The sequence below is a fragment of the Hymenobacter psychrotolerans DSM 18569 genome (genome assembly GCF_900142395.1).
GTDB classification, from domain to species: Bacteria; Bacteroidota; Bacteroidia; order Cytophagales; family Hymenobacteraceae; genus Hymenobacter; species Hymenobacter psychrotolerans.
The window spans coordinates 19673-34068 of sequence record NZ_FRAS01000007.1 but is presented as its reverse complement, the minus strand read 5'-3'; the positions used below and the strand labels follow the sequence as shown (position 1 = coordinate 34068).

Annotated in this window: 13 protein-coding genes; 10 read left to right on the top strand and 3 right to left on the bottom strand. The window is 60.0% G+C overall.

The genetic code is table 11. The features are described from left to right. Positions 1-65 precede the first annotated feature (65 nt). On the bottom strand, positions 66-1046 hold the full coding sequence (locus tag BUE15_RS08305) for a polyprenyl synthetase family protein (RefSeq protein ID WP_073283106.1): 981 nt from the start codon (positions 1044-1046) through the stop codon (positions 66-68). 137 nt (positions 1047-1183) lie between these two features. On the opposite strand from BUE15_RS08305, the gene BUE15_RS08300 reads away from it, so the two are divergent. The 3 genes from BUE15_RS08300 (at position 1184) to BUE15_RS08290 (ending at position 3562) form a co-directional block, all read left to right on the top strand. Then, positions 1184-2050 carry an alpha/beta hydrolase family protein gene (locus BUE15_RS08300; RefSeq protein WP_073283103.1) on the top strand — a complete coding sequence of 289 codons (867 nt, stop codon included), beginning with the start codon at positions 1184-1186 and terminating at the stop codon, positions 2048-2050. 7 nt (positions 2051-2057) lie between these two features. Further along, positions 2058-2540: a 2-amino-4-hydroxy-6-hydroxymethyldihydropteridine diphosphokinase gene (gene folK, locus BUE15_RS08295; protein ID WP_073283100.1), complete on the top strand. Its 483-nt coding sequence runs from the start codon at positions 2058-2060 to the stop codon at positions 2538-2540. Between the two features lie 176 nt (positions 2541-2716). Beyond that, on the top strand, positions 2717-3562 hold the full coding sequence (locus BUE15_RS08290) for a class I SAM-dependent methyltransferase (RefSeq protein ID WP_073283098.1): 846 nt from the start codon (positions 2717-2719) through the stop codon (positions 3560-3562). Positions 3563-3642: 80 nt separating this feature from the next. Here the strand turns inward: BUE15_RS08290 and fabD are convergent, their stop codons facing one another. Both fabD and BUE15_RS08280 read right to left on the bottom strand, forming a co-directional pair. After that, on the bottom strand, positions 3643-4530 hold the full coding sequence (gene fabD / locus BUE15_RS08285; RefSeq protein ID WP_073283095.1) for an ACP S-malonyltransferase: 888 nt from the start codon (positions 4528-4530) through the stop codon (positions 3643-3645). 116 nt (positions 4531-4646) lie between these two features. Beyond that, positions 4647-7523, bottom strand: coding sequence for a T9SS type B sorting domain-containing protein (locus tag BUE15_RS08280; RefSeq protein WP_084548913.1), 2877 nt, complete (start codon positions 7521-7523; stop codon positions 4647-4649). 255 nt (positions 7524-7778) lie between these two features. On the opposite strand from BUE15_RS08280, the gene BUE15_RS08275 reads away from it, so the two are divergent. The 7 genes from BUE15_RS08275 to BUE15_RS08245 all read left to right on the top strand — a co-directional run bounded on the left by BUE15_RS08275 (position 7779) and on the right by BUE15_RS08245 (position 14356). Beyond that, positions 7779-8450, top strand: coding sequence for a succinate dehydrogenase cytochrome b subunit (locus BUE15_RS08275; protein WP_073283092.1), 672 nt, complete (start codon positions 7779-7781; stop codon positions 8448-8450). Positions 8451-8469: 19 nt separating this feature from the next. Continuing rightward, positions 8470-10404 carry a fumarate reductase/succinate dehydrogenase flavoprotein subunit gene (locus tag BUE15_RS08270; protein WP_073283089.1) on the top strand — a complete coding sequence of 645 codons (1935 nt, stop codon included), beginning with the start codon at positions 8470-8472 and terminating at the stop codon, positions 10402-10404. Positions 10405-10534: 130 nt separating this feature from the next. Continuing rightward, positions 10535-11290, top strand: a complete 756-nt coding sequence (locus BUE15_RS08265; RefSeq protein ID WP_073283087.1) for a succinate dehydrogenase/fumarate reductase iron-sulfur subunit — start codon at positions 10535-10537, stop codon at positions 11288-11290. 126 nt (positions 11291-11416) lie between these two features. Next, entirely contained in the window at positions 11417-11944 is a 528-nt protein-coding gene (locus BUE15_RS08260; protein WP_073283084.1) for an NADPH-dependent FMN reductase, read from the top strand. A gap of 46 nt (positions 11945-11990) precedes the next feature. Then, entirely contained in the window at positions 11991-12401 is a 411-nt protein-coding gene (locus tag BUE15_RS08255; RefSeq protein WP_139252183.1) for a hypothetical protein, read from the top strand. Positions 12402-12514: 113 nt separating this feature from the next. Next, positions 12515-13276 (top strand): MbnP family protein, encoded by a 762-nt coding sequence (locus tag BUE15_RS08250; RefSeq protein WP_073283078.1) that lies wholly within the window; start codon positions 12515-12517, stop codon positions 13274-13276. A 21-nt stretch (positions 13277-13297) separates the two neighbouring features. After that, positions 13298-14356: a cytochrome-c peroxidase gene (locus BUE15_RS08245; RefSeq protein WP_073283075.1), complete on the top strand. Its 1059-nt coding sequence runs from the start codon at positions 13298-13300 to the stop codon at positions 14354-14356. Positions 14357-14396: the final 40 nt, after the last annotated feature.

Sequence of the window (14396 nt, the reverse complement as noted above, 5' to 3'; positions counted from 1 at the left end):
GATACACAGAAAGAGGCTTGCCGGATGGTCCGGCAAGCCTCTTTCTGTGTGTTTTGAACTGAGCGTTAGTGGCTTCGCTCGATGGTATAGTTGATGAGCTGCTCCAGCGACACGCGCGACGGCGACTCGGGGAAGGTGCGCAGAATGGTCAGGGCTTCGTCGCGGTATTTCTTCATCACCCCGATGGCGTATTCGAGGCCGCCGGTTTTTTTCACGAACTCAATAACGGCCTGCACCCGGTCTTTGCGGCCGTCGTTGTTTTTCACGTTGTAGATGATGCGGCGCTTGGTAAGCCAGTCGGCCTGCTGCAGCGCATAAATCAGCGGCAGCGTCATCTTCTTCTCCTTGATGTCAATGCCCACCGGCTTGCCAATTTCGGCCGTGCCGAAGTCGAACAGGTCGTCTTTGATCTGGAAGGCCATGCCCACTTTCTCGCCGAAAAGCCGGGCCCGCTCAATGGTTTCCTTATCAGCGCCGGCCGAGGCGGCTCCTACGGCGCAGCAGGAAGCAATCAGGGACGCGGTTTTCTGGCGGATGATGTCGAAGTACACGTCCTCGGTGATGTCGAGGCGGCGGGCTTTTTCAATCTGCAGCAGCTCGCCTTCGCTCAGCTCCTTCACGGCGTTGCTCACAATTTTGAGCAGCTCGTAGTCGTCGTTTTCCAAACTCAGCAGCAGGCCCTTGCTCAGCAGATAGTCGCCGACGAGCACGGCAATCTTGTTTTTCCAGAGCGCATTGATGCTGAAGAAACCGCGCCGGTAGTTGCTCTCGTCCACCACGTCGTCGTGCACGAGGGTGGCGGTGTGCAGCAGCTCGATGAGGGCCGCCCCGCGGAACGTGGCTTCGGGCAGTGGGTCGCCGCCGCTGATTTTGGCCGTGAAGAACACAAACATAGGCCGAATCTGCTTGCCCTTGCGCTTCACGATATAGCCCATGATTTTATCGAGCAGGAGCTGCCGCGTTTGCATGGACGCCCGGAATTTCTTCTCGAACTCCTCCATTTCGGCGGCAATAGGCGCCTGTATCTGGTCCAGCGTAACGGTCATGCAGGTATTTTGGGCGGTGCAATGATACGGGGCCGCGCGGGGGTTTCCTAACGTGCCGGCTGCCGCGCCCGAAGTTGAGCGGTTGGCGGGCACCGTGTACATTCGCCCGTAGTCGGCCACCGTTGCTTTTCCTTTGTATGTCTGCCTCCCCTGTTCGCCTCGATTTCCAGCTCACCAGTCCCCGGCATTCCCGGCCCTTCACCGCCGATGCCCGCTACCTGCCCGATGGCCGGCGTAAGCCGGTGGTGGTATTCGTGCACGGCTTCAAGGGCTTCAAGGACTGGGGCCACTTCAATGTGCTGGCCGACTGGTTTGCGCAGCAGGGTTTTGTGTTCGTGAAGCTCAACCTCTCGCACAACGGCCTGGTGGTGGGCGGCTCCGGCGACCTGGAGGATCTGGAAGCCTTCGGCCGCAACAACTTCAGCCTGGAGCTGGATGATATTGGCACGCTCCTCGACTATCTGGCCGCGCCCGGTGCTGTGGTGCCGGCTTCTGAAGCCGATTTTTCCAGACTGGCACTCATCGGGCACAGCCGGGGCGGCGGGCTGGTGCTGCTGAAAGCGGCCGAAGACCCACGCGTGCAAGCCGTAGCTACTTGGGCCGCCATCAGCAACGTAAACCCCGGCTGGACCGAAGCCCTGATGCAGCACTGGCAGCAGCAGGGGGTGTACCACGTAGAAAACAGCCGTACCAAACAGCAGCTCCCGCTCTACTACCAGATTGTGGAGGACTACCACCAGAACCGGCTGCGCCTCGATATTCCGCACAACGTACGCCGCAAGCTCCGGCAGCCACTGCTCATCGTGCATGGCGACCAGGACGAAACCGTGCCCGTAGAGCGCGCCCACGAGCTGAAAAGCTGGAAGCCCAAAGCAGAGCTGGTTATCCTGCCCGGCGTGACGCACAATTTCGGCGGCAGCCACCCGTGGCCCCAGGCAGAGCTGCCGGGCGAAGCGCAACAGGCGGCGGCGGCAACGATGGAGTTTTTGCAGCGGGTTTTGTAAGCGTATCATGCCTGTCGCCTACCTCCTGCTCGGTTCTAACCTCGGCGACCGGGCCCTCATTCTGCGCGAAGCTGTAGACTATCTGGCGCGCATGGCCGGTACCGTAGAAGCCGTTTCCGGACTATACGAAACCGCCGCCTGGGGCCTAGAAGACCAGCCGGCTTTCCTCAACCAGGCCGTGCAGTTGCGCACCTCCCTGTTGCCGGAGACTCTACTCGACGCCTGCCAAGCCACTGAGCAGCAAGCCGGCCGGGAGCGGCTGGTGCGCTGGGGAGCCCGCACGCTGGATGTCGATATCCTGCTCTATGATGACGATGTGCTGGCCACCCCACGCCTGACCGTGCCGCACCCGCGGCTGCCGGAACGCCGCTTCGTGCTGGTACCACTGGCTGAAATTGCGGCCCAGGTGCTGCATCCGGCGCTGGGCCGCACGGTGGCAGAGCTGCTGGCCTCCTGCCCGGATAAGCTTGCAGTGAGCCGATTAAAATAGATATATTAGAATATACAACACCCTGTCTGCTATGGGGAAGACGCCGCCGAGGTAGTGGGGCGCACAGAACGGAGATGCCCGGCCGTAGTTGCCGGGCGCGCTGCCCCGGAAGCAGCCAGGTGGGCCAGCAGGCCTGATTGAGCTAATCAGATTTTGTCACCCTACATGCTACCTCCATGGACGCACAACTGGAGCAGATTCGGGAACAGCAAAAAGAAACCTGGAACAAATTTTCGGCCGGCTGGCGGAAGTGGGACGACTTCACGATGCACTGGCTGCGGCCGATGGGCGAAGAAATAATCGGCGCCCTGGACCTGCAACCCACTGATGTGGTGCTGGATGTGGCGGCCGGAACCGGCGAGCCGGGCCTCACCATTGCCGGGCTGGTGCCGAACGGCAAAGTAGTCATCACAGACCTCGCGGAGCAGATGCTGGCGGTAGCCCGCGACAACGCCGCCAAAAAGGGCATCACCAACTACGAAACCCTGGTCTGCGACGTATCGGAGCTGCCTTTTGCGGATGCTTCGTTCGACGCCGTGAGCTGCCGGTTCGGCTTCATGTTTTTTCCGGATATGCTGCTGGCCGCTCGGGAAATGGTACGCGTGCTGAAGCCTGGCGGCAAACTGGCGGCCGCCGTATGGAGCGTGCCCGAGAAAAACTTCTGGATTACGGCCATCATGAGCACCATCAGCCACCACATGCAGCTGCCGGCACCACCGCCCGGCGCGCCGGGCATGTTCCGCTGTGGCAGCCCGGGCTTTCTGGCCGGGTTGTTCCGGCAGGCAGGCTTGCACAATGTGGCTGAGCAGGAAGTAACCGGCACCCTGAACTGCGGCACCCACGAAGACTACTGGAGGTTTATGAATGAGGTGGCCGCCCCGGTTGTATTCGCGCTGAGCAAGGCCGATGAAGCCACGAGGGAGAAAATCCGGCAGGAAGTTTTTGCGCTGCTGGACGAGAAGCTCCCTGGCAAAACTACTTCCCTTCCCTATGGCACAGTGGTGGTGAGCGGCACGAAATAGCCCAAACGGTTAGCACAGAACCCCAAAGCGCCCTGCCGAAAACCCGGCAGGGCGCTTCTTGTAGTCAGGCGACTTGCCTTCTATACGGTAGCGGAGCTGACAGCTGCTTCCGGCGCAATCTTCTTCACGAGGCCCTGTAGCACCTTGCCGGGGCCGCATTCCACAAACTCCGTGGCGCCGTCCTGCACCATGCGCTGCACGCTCTGGGTCCAGCGGACGGGGGCTGTGAGCTGGCGCACCAGGTTTTCGCGGATTTCGTCGGGGTCGGTGTGGGGGGCGGCGTCCACGTTCTGGTATACGGGGCAGATACCGGCCGAGAAAGTGGTGCGGGCAATGGCCTCAGCCAGCGCCGCTTCCGCCGACTGCATCAGGGGCGAGTGGAAAGCGCCTCCTACGGGCAGCGGCAGGGCGCGCTTGGCCCCGGCGGCTTTCAGCTGCTCGCAGGCCAGCTCGATGCCGCGCTGGGAGCCGGACACCACCAGCTGGCCGGGGCAGTTGTAGTTGGCCGCTACTACCACGTTGCCGGCTTCGCTGATTTCCTGGCAGATGCGGGCCGTGGTGTCGTCGTCGAGGCCGAGGATGGCGGCCATGGTGCCGGGCTGCTCCTGGCAGGCGGCCTGCATAGCCTGGGCACGCTTGGCTACCAGCAGCAGCGCATCCTCGAAGCGCAGCACCTTGGCCGCCACCAGCGCCGAAAACTCCCCCAGCGAGTGGCCGGCTACCATAGCGGGCTTCAGGTCGGGCAGCACGGCGGCCAGCGCCACCGAGTGCAGAAAAATCGCCGGCTGCGTGACATCAGTGCGGCGCAGGTCCTCGTCGGAGCCGGAGAACATGATATCGGTGAGCGAGAAGCCCAGCAACTCGTTGGCCTGGTCCATCAGGCGCTTGGCTTCCGGGTGCTGCTCGTACAGGTCGCGGCCCATGCCGCTGAACTGGCTACCCTGGCCAGGAAAAACAACTGCTTTCATAAGAGAAAAAATAGAGAGTGGCGAAGGATGGGGCGGCAAGATAAACGAAATAAAAAGCCCGCTACCGAATGGCAGCGGGCTTTTCCTGGCTTGCAAGGGGCGAATATCCCCCGGAGTTACCGGCTGATTTCGACCCAGCCTTTGTAGGTGCGCTTCGTGTTATTGACGTCGGCAAACTCTACTTCGGCCTGGTAGTAGTACACGCCTTCCACCGTCTGAGCGCCTGAGCCGCCTTCGGCGCGGCTGCCGCCGTCCCACTTAATGAGCGGCTCCTTGTCGCTTTCGTAGATTTTCACGCCCCAGCGGTTGAATACCGTGAAGCGCGTGCGCCGGATGGGCGTAAACACTTTCGGGCGGAACACGTCGTTGCGGCCGTCGCCGTTGGGCGTAAACACGTTCGGCAGCAGGAACAGCTGGCAATCTTCTTTGCACTCCACGTTGCTGCGGGCACTACGCGTACCGCTCGAGTCCACGGCTTCCACGGCATAGCAGCCGGCTTCGGAGCTCAGGTTCTGGTGCTGGTAGCTGGTCTGGCTGGCCGGCACCGAGGTCAGGAACCGCAGCGAATCGGTAGCAACGGGGCTGTAGTAGATGTTGTAGGAGGAAATAGCGCGGCTGCAGTCGGCGGGCGTGTTGCCCAGCTTCCAGCTCAGCTGGTTGGTGTACACCGGGCCCGAAACCGGCGTCGTCGGCAAATCGAAGAGGCGGCTGGCCAGACTGTCGCAGTTGGTGCGCTTCAGGCTCAGAACCGGCGCGCAGGGAATGGTACGGAGCGCAATGCACTGCTGCTGGCTCAGGTTGAGCAGCGGGTCCACGATAGTGGGGTTGCCGTAGGTGCCGTTGGTCTGCACGTAGTAGCAGTACGTCTGGCCCTTCACCAGCGGCGCCGCAGTGGTACCCTGGTCGACGTAGGTGCCGCCCGTGGCAGTGCCGGTTACAGTAGCAATGGCCGTGAAAGTGCCCGTGTTGCCCACGCGGCGGTAGATAGTGGTAGGCCGCTGCGTGTTGTCCCAGGGCACGGCATAGCTCCAGCGCAGGCTGATCCGGTTGTTGACGGCATCGGCCGTACCGTCTACCCGCACGCTGGAAGCCGTGGGCGCGGTTTCAGTAACAGTAGCGGAGCCGGGCTGCGCCGTCTGGTTGCGGATAAATTCCAGCCGGTAGACATACGAGCGGTTCTGCGTGTCGAGGGCATTATCCACGTAAGTGGTGTCGTTGGGGCGGTCCGTGATGCGGGTTACTTCCGTGAACGTGGTAGACGGGTTGGTAGCACGCAGCAGGCGGTAAACGAGCGGCGCATTGAACGTATTGATGGGGCCCGGCTTGGTCCATTTCACGGTGATGCGGCCGGCTGTGGCCGAAGTAGCATCCACGGTTACGTTGGTGAGCAGCGCAGCGCGGCCCGGCAGCGTCACGGAAACCTCCCGCGACACTATGCTTTTGCCACCACCCGGCCGGGGGAACTCGGCATAAATGCGGTAGTAGTACGACTTGCCCCGTTCCAGGCCCGCCCCGCTGTTCGTATCGAGGTAAGACTGGGTGTTGGGCGTTACGGCGGCAATCTGGGTGTAGCCGGCAGAGGCAGGCAGGCCGGTGTCGCAGGGGCCCGGTGTGTAGTTATACGAGCTTTCCCGTCGGAAAATCAGCAGGCGGCTGGCGTTCTGGCAGGCATACAGGTTCCAGGTCAGGATGGCGTTGTTCGTGCCTGGTGCCTGCGCGGCTACCACGTTTTCCGGCGGCGGCCCAAGAACCGTAATGTTCCAGACACGCTGGTCAATGAGCGGCGTTGGGTTAGTTCCACTCGGCACATCCTCGGCCGTAAAGCTCACCCGGATGGGCTGATCGGAAATATTAGAGCAGTCCGGGGTCCAGCGGAACGTGCCGCTGGCCGTAGGTGGCCCCTGAATGGATTGCACAAACGTGGCCGGGGGCAGAATGCCGCTATTGGCCGTCAGCCGGATCGGGTTGTTGTCCTGGTCTGTAGTCGTTACGGTGCCCGTTACCAGCGTACCCGCTACCACACAGATGTCGGCCGGGATGGTCAGGCTGGGCCGGTTGTTGGTGGTAGGCTTCACGTTGATCTGCATGTCGCGGATTACTTCCCCGATCTTGCGCGGACCGAAAGGCGTACGGCGCCATTCCTCTACTACAAACGCAACGTTATATTCGCCCACCGTGCCGGGCGAGTTCCAGATGATAGTGCCGGTACGCCGGTTTTGCTGGAATATGGAAGCCGCGCCCGGCACCCAATCCGGGTTGCCACTGCCCGGGTCGCTGTACGGCACCTGCGTACCATTGCTGGATCCGGTTAGTTGGTTAGGTCGCACATAGCCGGTCACGCGTACAGAGTCAACCCGAAAGCAGGGCGGCTGAGGGCCTGTGATGCCCCCCACTACCTGCAGGCTGGGCCGAAGCTTAAATACCAGTGAGTCGCCGTCGGGGTCGTAGGCGGAAGGGTTGTGCAGAAACACCTGCCCCACAGCCGCGTTGTCGATAGACGGCCGGGTGAGGATGGGAGTACGGTTGCGCCCCAAACCGGGGTCTATGGTGAAGGTGGTGGAGATATAAAACGACTGGGCGCTGGAGGCCGTCATGTTCAGCACACCAGCGTTGCGGTTTTCTCCTATATAATGCACGGTGTACTGCTGCGCCGCGGTATAGGTGTGCTCGAAGTAGTAGATGTTGCGCTGCGTTTCGCTATTGACGGCCACCGCCGATGCCCGCGGAATCACCTGTGGCGGGGTGCAGTCGCCAAAAAAAATCGTCACACTCGTTTCGTCCGGAACGCCAACAGGCGTTTTTTGATAAAGCACCATCTTGAAAAATACCCGCCGCGGGTTGAAACCCGGACCGATAGTGGTATCAATCTTGGCCTGAATGTCGCCGGCCCGCAGGTGAGTGGCCTGCACCTGCCCCGACCAACTCAGGAGGATGGCAAGCAGCAACAGCAGCGGCCCGCGCCGTGCTACCCGGGATAGTAAGAAATGAACCATAGAAAACGTGTGTAAGAGGACAACTAAAAACCCCAGCCCGACAGGCAGACAATTACGTGAAGCAAGCCAACAAAAACCATACCCCTCCGGTTACTACCCCAGACGTAGCTGCCGGTTTATGTAACGGGATTGGCAGCGGATTGATTCATGCAAGACAACGCTCCGGTACTATAGTTTATTTGGATTGTTTCCTAGCAGGGCCGCCCTTACCTTTGGCCGATTCACCGAACCCACCAAAACCTTTCATTCGCTCCTATGAGTTGGATTAGTAACACGTTTTCCAGCAGCATTGGCCGCAAAATAGTTATGGCCGTTACAGGCCTCTTTTTGTGCTCTTTTCTGGTAGTCCACTTAGTCGGCAACCTCCAGTTATTCAAGAACGACGGTGGTCTGGCGTTTAATGCCTACTCCGAGTTCATGAGCCACAATACCATCATCCGGATTATGGAAATCGGGCTGGTACTGGGCTTCGGGTTTCACATCTACGAGGGGCTGCTGCTAGCCACCAAAAACAAAGCCGCCCGCGGCAGCAAATACGTTTCCGACCATATCGAGCAGAATAGCCCCTGGCATTCCCGCAATATGGCCGTGCTGGGCAGCATTGTCCTGTTTTTCCTGGTGGTGCACCTCTACAACTTCTTCGGCACGCTCCGCTTCGGCACCCCGCTGGTGGATGCGCAGGGCAACGAAAACGCCTACGCGCTGGTTGTAGATGCGTTCCACAACATTTTCTACGTGGTGCTGTACGTGCTGGCGCAGTTTGCGCTGCTCTACCACTTGCTGCACGGCTTCCAGAGCGCCTTCCAGACGCTGGGCCTCAACCACCGCAAGTATACTCCGGTTATCAAACTGGTAGGTGTGGTGTTTTCTATTGTGGTGTGCGCTGGCTTCGCCGCTATGCCCATCTACTTCTACTTTTTCAAATAACCCCTAACCTCTACCGCCAATGTTTCCGGAGTCTAAAATTCCCGAAGGGCCGCTGGCCGAGAAGTGGGAAAAGCATAAGTTCAACGTTAAGCTCGTTAACCCTGCCAACAAGCGTAAGTACGACGTGATTGTGGTAGGCACCGGCCTGGCTGGCGGCGCTGCCGCAGCCTCGCTGGCCGAACTGGGCTACAACGTGAAAGCCTTTACCTTCCACGATTCCCCGCGCCGCGCCCACTCTATTGCTGCGCAGGGTGGCATCAACGCCGCCAAAAACTACCAGAACGACGGCGACTCTATTTTCCGTCTGTTCTACGACACCGTTAAGGGCGGTGACTACCGTGCCCGCGAAGCCAACGTGTACCGCCTGGCTCAGGTATCAGTCAACATCATCGACCAGTGCGTGGCCCAGGGCGTGCCTTTCGCCCGCGAATACGGCGGGCTGCTGGCCAACCGCTCATTCGGAGGTGCGCAGGTAAGCCGCACGTTCTACGCCCGTGGCCAGACCGGACAGCAGCTGCTGCTGGGTGCCTACTCGGCCCTGTCGCGCCAGATTGCCTACGGCAAGGTGAAGATGTATACCCGCTCGGAAATGCTCGACTTGGTGGTGATTGACGGGCAAGCCCGCGGCATCATCACCCGCAACCTGATTACGGGCGAAATTGAACAGCACGCGGCGCACGCCGTAGTGCTGGCTACCGGTGGCTATGGCAACGTGTTCTACCTGAGCACCAACGCCATGTACTCCAACGCCACGGCCGCGTGGCGGGCGCACAAGAAGGGTGCCTACTTCGCCAACCCCTGCTTCACCCAGATTCACCCGACCTGCATTCCCGTATCCGGCGACTACCAGTCGAAGCTGACGCTGATGTCGGAATCGTTGCGTAACGACGGCCGCGTGTGGGTGCCCAAGACGGTGGAAATGGCGCAGAAGCTCCAGAAAGGCGAGATTCACGTGAATCAGGTGCCCGAAGATGAGCGCGACTACTTCCTAGAGCGCAAGTATCCGGCCTTCGGCAACCTGGTGCCGCGCGACGTGGCTTCGCGCAACGCTAAAATGATGTGCGACGAAGGCCGTGGCGTAGGCCAGTCAGGCCTGGCCGTGTACCTTGATTTCAGCGAAATCATTCAGCGAATTGGTGCCGAAGCAGTTAGCCAGAAATATGGCAACCTGTTTGCCATGTACGAGAAAATCACCGACGAGGACCCGTACAAGCAGCCCATGCGCATTTACCCGGCCGTTCACTATACCATGGGCGGCCTGTGGGTAGATTACAACCTGCAAACCACTGTGCCCGGCCTCTACGCCACCGGCGAGTGCAACTTCTCCGACCACGGTGCCAACCGTCTTGGCGCTTCGGCCCTGATGCAGGGTCTGGCCGATGGCTACTTCGTAATTCCCTATACCATCGGGGATTACCTGGCCCAAACGCCTCCCAAGCCGGTTGATATCAATCATCCGGCCTTCAAAGAGGCGGAAGCGGAAGTACGCGGCCGCATCAATAAGATGATGAGCATCAACGGCACGCGCACGCCCGACGACTTCCATAAGCAGCTCGGCCACATTATGTGGGAGTACTGTGGCATGGCCCGTACGGCCGAAGGCCTACGGTACGCTAAAGGCGAAATTCAGAAGCTGCGTCAGGGTTTCTGGAGCGACCTGAAGCTGTCCGGTACCGACGCGGAGCTCAACCAGACGCTGGAGAAAGCCGGCCGCGTGGCGGACTTCCTCGAACTCGGCGAGCTGATGGTAGACGATGCGCTGCACCGCAACGAAAGCTGCGGTGGCCACTTCCGTGAGGAATACCAGACGCCCGAAGGCGAAGCCCTCCGCGACGACGACAACTTCGCCTACGTGGCTGCCTGGCAGTACGTAGCCGATAATCAGCCCGAAATCCTGAACAAGGAAGAGCTGACATTTGAAAACGTGAAGCTCACGCAGCGGAGCTACAAGTAAGCGGCCAGCAGCCGGCCGTTGGGCACCCAACGGCCGGCTTTCACCTCATCTAACACGAAAGCTTGCGGCTTGTGGCTGAGAGCTTGAACTTTATAAAACCATGGCTGGAAGCAACCCCAACGCCAAACCAATGAATCTCACGCTGAAAGTGTGGCGGCAGAAAAACCGCAACACGGAAGGCAAAATCGTGGATTACCAGGTTAAGGACATTTCGCCCGAAATGTCGTTTCTGGAAATGCTGGACGTTCTCAACGAAGACCTGCTGCGCAAAGGCGACGAGCCGGTAGCCTTCGACCACGACTGCCGCGAAGGTATCTGCGGCTCGTGCAACCTGTTCATCAACGGCCGGGCTCACGGTCCTGAAACCGGCACGACTACCTGCCAGCTGCACATGCGCAAGTTCTCCGACGGCGACACCATCGTCATCGAGCCCTGGCGCGCCAACGCCTTCCCCGTAAACCGTGACCTGAGCGTGGACCGCTCGGCCTTCGACCGGATTATTCAGGCGGGCGGCTATGTGAGCGTGAACACCGGCGGCACTCCCGACGGCAACGAAATTCCGATTCCGAAGGAAATTGCTGACCGCGCATTTGAGGCTGCTACCTGCATTGGCTGCGGCGCCTGCGTGGCATCGTGCAAAAACGCCTCTGCCATGCTCTTCGTTTCGGCGAAAGTAAGCCAGTTGGCGCTGTTGCCCCAGGGCCATGTGGAGCGCAAAACGCGCGTAGAAAACATGGTAGCTCAGATGGACAAAGAAGGGTTCGGCGCCTGCACTAACATTGGTTCTTGCGCGGCAGAGTGCCCGGTGGGTATTTCCCTCGAAAATATTGCCATCCTGAACCGCGAATTCCTGGCGGCTAAAGCCACTTCCAATAACCTCGTGTAGGTATTGCGGTTATAGCATACAAGGTACAAAAAGCGAAACGGCCTGCCGTTTCGCTTTTTTGATGCCTATATCTAAGCTGCTTAAGCTGCCATACGGCCCTCCTACCGTTAACTTGCTACCTGACTGATGATAACCATTATTGCCGGCACCAATCGGCCTGACTCCCGCGCCCGGCGCATTGCCAACCTCTATGCGGGCATTCTGCACGAGTTGCAGGCGACGCATCAGATTCTGGATCTGGCCGAGTTGCCCGCCGATGTGAGCGTATCGGCCCTGTACGACAACACCGGCCGCCACGACGGCTTCAACCGGCTGGCCGATCTGGCTGCCGAAGCTGACAAACTAGTGTTAGTGGTGCCGGAATACAATTGCTCGTATCCGGGAGTGCTCAAAACGTTTATTGACGGCCTGCCCTACCCGGGTGGCATCCGCGGCAAAAAGGCGGCATTGGTTGGCCTGGGCACGGGCGCGCAGGGCGGGCTGCTCGCTCTTAGCCACCTCACCGATGTGCTGATGTACCTGGGAACGGCTGTGCTGCCCGCCCGTGTGCGCCTGCCCTTCATCGACCAGCACCTGACGGCCGAGGGCGACCTGACGCACGCATTTTATCAGCAGCTGCTCCGCGAACAGGCCGCACAACTAGTGGCGTTCTAAGCGAAAAACGCCAGATTCTCCGGATTGCTGAGCGGGCGCCTTATATTTGCCCGGTCTCACTAGCCTTTCCACCACTTTGTCGCGCTTTCTGGCCCTGTTTCTGGCTGCTCTGGTGCTCCTTCAGACATTCAGTCGGGAGGTGCTGGTGCTTGACTACCAGATGCACAAGGAGAGCATAACACGGCTCTTTTGCGTTAACAAGGCGAAGCCTGAGCTGCGCTGCAACGGCAAGTGCCATCTGGCTAAGCAACTGCGTAAAGCCACCGACTCAGAAAGCAAAGCACCGGCCGCCGGCTTTGCTAAGGTGAAATACGATGTGGTAGTGCCCTGCCGCTTCACGGTAACCGCGCCACTATACGCTCGGGCTTTGCCGCTGCATTTTGCACCGGCGGCTTCGGTGTTTTACGCTTTTGCGCCGCCTCTGGGCATCTTTCATCCTCCGTCGCGGCGGGTCTGACATTCGATTAGCCGGGCCTGCTGCAGGCTCGGTTTCAACCAAGTGCTACCAGGTGCGCGCAAAGCGCGGCACCCAGCACCATCGTTTGTACTTCCTGCTTAAGCTCCCGAAAGATGAAAGTTCTACACTATGCCGCCTTCCTGCTGGCCCTGCTTGCCTCTGTTTCCCTCTCTTCCTGCGAAAAAGACGAAGATTCGGAGCAGGGCAACGTTACTATGGAGTTTGAAAATGTGGTGGGCACCGCCCCGCTGCAACTAGGTAGTACGCGCTACAAAAATGCCGCCGGCGACACATTCACGGTTTCTACGCTGCGCTACTACATTTCAAACATCACGTTCAAGAAGGCCGATGGCACTTCTTATGCGCAGCCGGAAAGCTACTACCTGCTCGACGAAGCCCTGCCGGTCACCAAAACCTTCACCATCAGCAGTGTACCTGCCGGCGACTACACCGGCCTCACTTTCACGATTGGCGTAGATAGTGTCCGAAACGTAAGCGGCGTCCAGACCGGCGCGTTGGCTCCATCGGATATGTTCTGGACCTGGAATACCGGCTATATTTTCACGAAGCTGGAAGGCCGCTACAATCCGGACCGCAGCACCTCTCCCCCACTTGTGTTTCACATCGGCGGGTTCAAGTCGCCTAACAACACTATTCGCACGGTGACGCTGCCGATAGCCAACAAGGCTATTCAGGTGCGGGAAGGGCGCACACCGCAGGTCCATCTGAAGGCCGACATTCTAAAGATGTTCACCGGCAAATCCACCATCCGCTTTTCCGAGCTCAACAACGTGATGGGTGGTCCGAATGCAGTTCGCATCGCTGATAACCAGGCGGCTGGCATGTTCACCATAGACCACATTCACGGCAACTAGCCGGCGGATGCTCTGGCTCTGATGAAAGGGCTGTTCCCTTTTTTGCACGGCTGGCTGCTGCTGGCCCTGCTTGCCGCTGGAGGTTGCCGGCCGGATGCCGACGTACGCCCACTGGAAGAAGTGCCCGGCATATCGGTGCCGGCCAATTTTCCGCCGCCGGTATACGGAGTAGAGAAGAATCCGCCTACGCGCGCTGCATTCGAGCTGGGGCGCACGCTTTTCTACGATCCGCGCCTTTCGCGCACCGGCGACGTCTCGTGCGGCAGCTGCCACCAGCAGTTTGTGGCGTTTGCGCACGCCAGCCACCAGCTAAGCCACGGCGTGGAGAACCGCCTGGGAACCCGCAACGCGCCGGCTCTGCAGAACCTGCGCTGGAAGCCTACCTTCTTCTGGGATGGCGGCGCGAGCCACATCGAAACCATGCCCCTCGCTCCTATCACCAATCCGGTGGAGATGGACGAAACGATTGACAACGTGGTGCGCAAGCTGAACGCTGACCGGGAATACCAGCGGCGTTTTGCGGCGGTGTTTGGCGGCTCCGGCCCCATTGACTCCTATCAGTTTCTGCGGGCCCTGGCGCAATTCACTGCCGCCCTCACCTCCGCCAACTCGCGCTACGACAAGTATGCCCGCCACGAAGCGGGCGGCACGCTGGATGCAGCAGAGCAGCGGGGGCTGCAGGTGCTGCGCCAGAAATGTGGCAGCTGCCATGCCGGGGAATTGTTCACTGATGAGTCGTTTCGCAATAACGGGCTGGACCGCCGCTTCCCGCTGGATTCCGGGCGGGCCCATATCACCAGCCGCGGCATCGATGTCGGCCGGTTTAAGGTGCCCAGCCTGCGCAATGTGGCTCTAACGGCTCCCTACATGCACGACGGTCGTTTCCAGACGCTGGGAGAAGTGCTCGACCATTACACCCAGGGCATGGTGGCCTCGCCTACTCTCGACCCACAGTTCCGGCAGCCCAACGGCCGTTTGGGCATTCCGCTCACGCCGGAAGAGCGCCAGGATCTGCTGTCATTTCTGGCCACTCTCACCGATGAGGAGTTTCTGCGCAACCCGCAGCTAGCCGAACAATAGCGTCCTGGGCTGCTGTCCTGGCAGCTTGGGCAACACCCTC

Coding starts and splice junctions, on each gene's coding strand:
- BUE15_RS08305 (WP_073283106.1), bottom strand. CDS start 1,046: ATGACCGTTACGCTGGACCAGATACAGGCGCCTATTGCCGCCGAAATG.
- BUE15_RS08300 (WP_073283103.1), top strand. CDS start 1,184: ATGTCTGCCTCCCCTGTTCGCCTCGATTTCCAGCTCACCAGTCCCCGG.
- folK (WP_073283100.1), top strand. CDS start 2,058: ATGCCTGTCGCCTACCTCCTGCTCGGTTCTAACCTCGGCGACCGGGCC.
- BUE15_RS08290 (WP_073283098.1), top strand. CDS start 2,717: ATGGACGCACAACTGGAGCAGATTCGGGAACAGCAAAAAGAAACCTGG.
- fabD (WP_073283095.1), bottom strand. CDS start 4,530: ATGAAAGCAGTTGTTTTTCCTGGCCAGGGTAGCCAGTTCAGCGGCATG.
- BUE15_RS08280 (WP_084548913.1), bottom strand. CDS start 7,523: ATGGTTCATTTCTTACTATCCCGGGTAGCACGGCGCGGGCCGCTGCTG.
- BUE15_RS08275 (WP_073283092.1), top strand. CDS start 7,779: ATGAGTTGGATTAGTAACACGTTTTCCAGCAGCATTGGCCGCAAAATA.
- BUE15_RS08270 (WP_073283089.1), top strand. CDS start 8,470: ATGTTTCCGGAGTCTAAAATTCCCGAAGGGCCGCTGGCCGAGAAGTGG.
- BUE15_RS08265 (WP_073283087.1), top strand. CDS start 10,535: ATGAATCTCACGCTGAAAGTGTGGCGGCAGAAAAACCGCAACACGGAA.
- BUE15_RS08260 (WP_073283084.1), top strand. CDS start 11,417: ATGATAACCATTATTGCCGGCACCAATCGGCCTGACTCCCGCGCCCGG.
- BUE15_RS08250 (WP_073283078.1), top strand. CDS start 12,515: ATGAAAGTTCTACACTATGCCGCCTTCCTGCTGGCCCTGCTTGCCTCT.
- BUE15_RS08245 (WP_073283075.1), top strand. CDS start 13,298: ATGAAAGGGCTGTTCCCTTTTTTGCACGGCTGGCTGCTGCTGGCCCTG.